The 4,615-nt window shown below is 73.9% G+C and carries 4 protein-coding genes; 2 read left to right on the top strand and 2 right to left on the bottom strand.

What is annotated here, in order from left to right; genetic code table 11:
• A partial coding sequence (locus HMPREF0731_RS09595) for a response regulator (protein ID WP_007003912.1) occupies positions 1-409 on the top strand: 409 nt, incomplete at its 5' end.
• Between the two features lie 48 nt (positions 410-457).
• Here the strand turns inward: HMPREF0731_RS09595 and HMPREF0731_RS09590 are convergent.
• Entirely contained in the window at positions 458-1,966 is a 1,509-nt protein-coding gene (locus HMPREF0731_RS09590; RefSeq protein ID WP_169312280.1) for a putative bifunctional diguanylate cyclase/phosphodiesterase, read from the bottom strand.
• 253 nt (positions 1,967-2,219) lie between these two features.
• On the bottom strand, positions 2,220-3,497 hold the full coding sequence (gene purD / locus HMPREF0731_RS09585; RefSeq protein WP_007003910.1) for a phosphoribosylamine--glycine ligase: 1,278 nt from the start codon (positions 3,495-3,497) through the stop codon (positions 2,220-2,222).
• 234 nt (positions 3,498-3,731) lie between these two features.
• Here purD and xseA point away from each other — a divergent pair.
• A partial coding sequence (xseA, locus tag HMPREF0731_RS09580; RefSeq protein WP_007003909.1) for an exodeoxyribonuclease VII large subunit occupies positions 3,732-4,615 on the top strand: 884 nt, incomplete at its 3' end.

The raw sequence follows: 4,615 nt of genomic DNA, 5'->3' as shown, positions 1-4,615 counted from the left end.
CGACGCGCCGCGGGCCGAGGCGCCGCCGCCCGCCCCGGCGCCCGATCTGGCGCTCTCGGGCCGGGTGCTGCTGGTCGAGGACAATCTGCTGATCGCCATGGATGCCGAGGACCAGCTGCGCCGGCTGGGGGCGGAGACGGTGGATGTCGCCGCCAGCGTGCAGGCGGCGCTGCGGCTGCTGGAGCAGGCGGCGCCCGACATCGCGCTGCTCGACGTCAATCTGGGGCGGGAGAACAGCTTCCCCATCGCCGACGCGCTGCTGGCACGCGGCATCCCCTTCGTCTTCGCCACCGGCTATGGCGAGACGGCGATGTTCCCCGAGCGCTTCCGCGCCCTGCCGGTGCTGGGCAAGCCCTATGCCCCGGCGGAGATGCGCCTGGCCCTGCTGCGCCGGTTGCAGCAGGGCTGAGCGGCCCCCGCCCCGGCCCCCGCTCCGCCGTGGCCTGAGCCGCGCGGTTCAGGCCACGGCGGCCTGGCCCTCCCCGCCGGGGAAGAGGCGGCGCGCCTGCTCGGCCGGCATGGCGGCGCCGAAGAGGTAGCCCTGGCCGTGCTGGCAGCCCAGGCTGCGCAGCAGCTCGGCCTGGGCCGGCAGCTCCACCCCCTCGGCGGTGATGTGGATGCCGAGGCCCTGGCCAAGGCCGAGCACGGATTTGATGATCTTCATGTGCCGCTCGTCGCTCAGGCAGTCGCGGATGAAGCTGCGGTCGATCTTGATGGCGTCGAAGCTGAAGCGGGCGAGCTGCGACAGGCTGGCATAGCCGGTGCCGAAATCGTCCAGCGCGACGCGGATGCCCTGGCCGCGCAGCGTCTCCAGGATGCGCTGGGCCAGCGCCGCCTCACGGATCAGCGCGCTCTCGGTGATCTCGATCTCCAGCCGCTGCGGCGGCAGCCCGGCCAGCGCCACCGCCTCGGCGATGCGCTGCGGCAGGCGGGGATCGGCCAGTTGCAGGGCGGAGAGGTTGACCGCCAGCCGCACCGGCGCCGGCCAGCCGGCGGCGTCCTGGCAGGCGCGCTGCAGCAGCTGCTCGGTCAGGCGGTGGATCAGCCCGGTGCGCTCGGCGGCGGCGATGAAGATGTCGGGCGGCACGGCGGTGCCATCCGCCTGGCGCCAGCGCGCCAGCGCCTCGAAGCCGACGATGTGGCCCGAGGCGAGATCGACCTGCGGCTGGTAGTGCGGGCGGATCGCGCCGCTCTCCACCGCCTCGCGCAGCGCCTGCTCCAGCCGGGCGCGGGCGGTCTGCCGCTCGCGCATCGCCGGGTCGAACAGGCGCAGCGCGTTGCGGCTCTCCTGCTTGGCCTCCTGCAGGGCGGTGCCGGCGCAGGCCAGCGCCTCGCGCAGCGTCGCGCCATGCTGCGGCAGCGCGGCGAGGCCGAGGCTGACGCCCACCTCCACCCGCCGCCCCTGCAGCTGGGCCGGCCGGCTCAGCAGCCGCAGCGCCCGGGCGCCGCGCTGCTGCAGCACCGGCAGGCTGACGCCCTCGGCCAGCAGCACGAACTCGTCGGCGCCGGTGCGGCCGATCCAGTCCTGCGGGAAGGCGTCGCGCAGCCGCCCGGCCAGCTCGACCAGCAGCGCGTCGCCGATCTGCACGCCATGCAGGTCGTTGACGCCGCGGAACCCGTCGAGATCGATATGCATCACCCCGGCGGAGACCGGGTCGGGCTGCGCCAGCCGGTCCTCCAGCCCGGCCCGGTTGGGCAGGCGGGTCAGCGGGTCGTGCCGGCTGAGCCAGCTGATGTCGTTCTCGGCGCGCAGCCGCTGCCGGCGCTCGGCCAGCAAATCCTGCACCCGGCGCAGCGCGTAGAGGAAGCCGCACCAGCCGGTGACCATGGCGGCGACCAGCAGCTCGTCGAGCTGCCAGCCCTCATGGCTCTCCATGAAATCGTGGAGCTGCTCATAGGCCTCCAGCTGGATGGCCAGCAGGGTTGCCGCCACGCCCAGCAGCACCAGCCACAGCGCATCCCGCACGGCCCGGTGCCGCGACCATTCCACCCGTTCCGCCCTCCCGCCGCCGGATTCCGCGCGACCGGCCGCGGCGGCACGGCCGATCATGTCATCCTGCGGAGCGCGGATGAAGGCTTTGTTAAGTCCGTGCCGGCGTCAGGGGGAGGAGGCAAGAAAGCAGGCAGGCGGGCGGGCGTCGCGCCTTGAGGGGGCCTTGCCCCCTCAAACTCCCCCAGCAGGGGACGGGGTCCCCTGCACCCGCCGGCGGTTCGGCGCCTCAGTCCTGGCCGAGCGCCCGCCAGCCAATGTCGCGGCGGCAGAAGCCGCCCGGCCATTCCACCGCGTCCACCGCCGCATAGGCCGCGTCGCGCGCCGCCCGCAGCGTGGCGCCCGTCGCCGCGATGCCCAGCACGCGGCCGCCGGTGGCGACCAGATGGCCATGCTCGTCCCGCGCCGTGCCGGCATGGAAGATCTGCGCGCCCGGCACCTGCGCCGCCCGCTCCAGCCCCTCGATCACGCTGCCCTTGGCATAGGCGCCGGGATAGCCCTTCGCGGCCATCACCACCACCATCGCCGCCTCCTTCGACCAGCGCAGGGTGAAGCGGTCCAGCTCCCCGTCGCAGGCGGCCAGCAGCGCCGCCAGCAGGTCGGATTGCAGGCGCAGCATCAGCACCTGGCATTCCGGGTCGCCGAAGCGGACATTGTATTCGATCAGCCGCGGCCCGCTCCCGGTCAGCATCAGGCCCGCGAAGAGCACGCCGCGGAAGGGCGTGCCGCGCCTCGCCATCTCTTTCAGGGTCGGGCGGATGATGCGGTCCATCACCTCGGCCTCGAGGGCGGGGGTGAAGGCGGGGGGCGGCGAATAGGCGCCCATGCCGCCGGTGTTCGGCCCGGTGTCGCCATCGCCGACCCGCTTGTGGTCCTGGGCCGCCGCCATCGGCAGCGCGGTTTCGCCATCGCACAAGGCAAAGAAGGAAATCTCCTGCCCGACCAGGCATTCCTCGATCAGGATGCTGGCGCCGGCCGCGCCATGCACCCGGTCCTCCATGATCTCGGTGATGGCCTGCTCCGCCTCCTCGACCGTCGCGGCGACGACGACGCCCTTGCCGGCGGCCAGCCCATCGGCCTTGACCACGATCGGCGCGCCCTTCTGGCGGACATAGGCGCGGGCGGCGGCGGCCTCGGTGAACTGCGCCCATTCGGCGCCGGGCACGCCGGCGGCGGTGGCGACCTCGCGGGTGAAGGCCTTGCTGCCCTCCAGCCGCGCGGCGGCGGCGGAGGGGCCGAAGCAGCGGATGCCGGCGGCCGCGCAGGCATCGGCCAGGCCGAGCGTCAGCGGCGCCTCGGGCCCGGCCACCACCAGGTCCACGGCCTGGTCCTTCGCGAAGGCGACAAGGGCAGGAACATCCTCGGCGCCGATGGCGACGCAATCGGCGATGTCGGAAATCCCGGCATTGCCCGGCGCGACCCAGAGCTTGCTCAGCAGGCCGGAACCCGACAGCGCCCAGGCCAGGGCATGCTCGCGGCCGCCGCCGCCCACCAGAAGAACCTTCATCGCGCGATCCCCTCTCGGCGCCGGGGCAGCGCCCCCGGGGGGCGGCCTCCTGGCGAATGCCGGGCGCGCTAGCATGGGAGGGGGGATGGCGGAAGGGCTCGAACCGCCATCCGGGCGCCGGCCGCGCGGGCGCGGCGGCAGAGCCAGGCCCGCGCGATCACAGGCGGCGGCGCGCCGGCGGGAAGCGGCGCGCGCCCTCGCCAGCCATGCCCGGCGAGCGTAGGATGCGGCGCGATGGACCTCGACGCCGAAGCGCCGCCGCGCAGCAACACGCCGGAATTCACCGTCTCCGAGATCAGCGGCGCCATCAAGCGCACGCTGGAGGGGGAGTTCGGCCGGGTCCGGGTGCGCGGCGAGATCACCGAGCTCAAGGCCTATCCCTCCGGCCATATCTACCTGGCGCTGAAGGATGAGGGCGCGAAGATCCGCGGCATCATCTGGCGCTTCGCCGTGCCGCGCCTGTCGCTGCGCCCCGAGAACGGGATGGAGGTGATCGCCACCGGCAAGGTCTCCTCCTATGGCGAGCGCAGCGACTACCAGCTGATCATCGACCGCATCGAATTCGCCGGCGAGGGCGCGCTGCTCGCCCGCATCGAGCAGCTGCGGAAGAAGCTCGGCGCCGAGGGGCTGTTCGACGAGGCGCGCAAGAAGCCGCTGCCGCTGCTGCCGCGCCTGGTCGGCGTGGTGACCAGCGAGAAGGGCGCGGTGATCCAGGACATCCGCACCACCATCGCCCGCCGCTTCCCGCGCCCCATCCTGCTCTGGCCGGTGCCGGTGCAGGGCCAGGGCGCGGCGCAGCAGATCGCCGCCGCCATCGACGGCTTCTCCCGGCTGCCGCCCGGCATCGAACGGCCGGACGTGCTGATCGTGGCGCGCGGCGGCGGCAGCCTCGAAGACCTGATGGCCTTCAACGACGAGGCGGTGCTGCGCGCGGCGGCGGCCTGCCCGATCCCGCTGATCTCGGCGGTCGGGCATGAGACGGACACGACGCTGATCGATTTCGTCTCCGACCGCCGCGCCCCCACGCCGACCGCGGCGGCGGAACTCGCGGTGCCGGCGCGGGCCGAGCTGCTGGCGGGCCTCGCCCACAGCGCGGCGCGGCTGCTGCAATGCGGCCA

This window comes from Pseudoroseomonas cervicalis ATCC 49957 (assembly GCF_000164635.1).
GTDB lineage: Bacteria > Pseudomonadota > Alphaproteobacteria > Acetobacterales > Acetobacteraceae > Pseudoroseomonas > Pseudoroseomonas cervicalis.
This window is presented reverse-complemented; position numbering and strand designations above follow the sequence as displayed.

Excerpts from the sequence above, each read along its gene's own strand:
- purD (WP_007003910.1), bottom strand. The coding sequence starts at position 3,497 with ATGAAGGTTCTTCTGGTGGGCGGCGGCGGCCGCGAGCATGCCCTGGCC.